Below are 972 nucleotides of genomic sequence, written 5' to 3'. Positions count from 1 at the left end.
TCCCGTTTTTCAACGTTCTTTTTTAAAGCCGAAATACTGGGGCAGTTGGTTAGCGGTTGGCGCGCTGGCCGGCATGGCATTACTTCCCGCCAAAGTGCGCGATCCGATTCTGGGCGGATTGGGCAAGTTCGCCGGTAAACTGGCGAAAAGTGCGCGCCGTCGTGCGCTGATCAATCTCTATTATTGCCTGCCGGAATTGAGTGAAGCGCAGCGCGAGGAGATTGCTGATCGTATGTTTGCCACCGCACCGCAGGCGATGGCGATGATGGTTGAACTCGGATTACGCAATCCTGAACATGTGCGTAAGCGCGTTGACTGGCACGGCCGGGAAATCATTGAGCAACTGCAGGCAAACAAAGAGAACGTCATTTTCCTTGTGCCGCATGGTTGGGGCGTGGATATTCCGGCGATGCTGCTGGCGTCTGAAGGCCAAATGATGGCGGCGATGTTCCACAATCAAAGCGATCCGTTAATGGATTATTTGTGGAATACCATGCGACGCCGTTTTGGTGGCCGCATGCATGCGCGCAATGACGGCATTAAGCCGTTTATCGCTTCGGTGCGTCAGGGGTATTACGGCTATTATCTGCCGGATCAGGATCACGGCCCGGAACACAGTGAGTTTGTGGATTTCTTTGCCACCTATAAAGCGACGTTGCCGGCAGTCGGTCGCCTGATGAAAGTGTGCCGTGCGCGCGTGGTGCCGCTGTTCCCTGTATATAACAGCGAAACCCATCGTCTGGAAATCTATGTGCGTCCGCCAATGGATGACTTGCTGGATGCCGATGATAATACGCTGGCGCGCCGCATGAACGAAGAGGTTGAAGTGTTTGTGCGCCCACATCCAGAACAGTACACCTGGATTTTAAAGCTGCTGAAGACGCGCAAGGAAGGCGACATTGAACCTTATGCGCGCAAAGATCTTTATCCCAGGAAGTAAATGTAGGGTCGCCACTCATGGCGACCAGGTGC

At 53.9% G+C, this 972-nt stretch carries 1 protein-coding gene; it reads left to right on the top strand.

From position 1 onward, the window contains the following. Window positions 1-940 (top strand): lauroyl-Kdo(2)-lipid IV(A) myristoyltransferase (gene lpxM, locus RTY00_RS22120; RefSeq protein ID WP_312666256.1); only part of this gene is annotated, 940 nt, incomplete at its 5' end. Between the last annotated feature and the right edge of the window lie 32 nt (window positions 941-972).

Origin of the sequence: Pantoea sp. CTOTU49201 (genome assembly GCF_032054795.1) — a bacterium.
Lineage (GTDB): Bacteria > Pseudomonadota > Gammaproteobacteria > Enterobacterales > Enterobacteriaceae > Pantoea > Pantoea symbiotica.
This window is presented reverse-complemented; position numbering and strand designations above follow the sequence as displayed.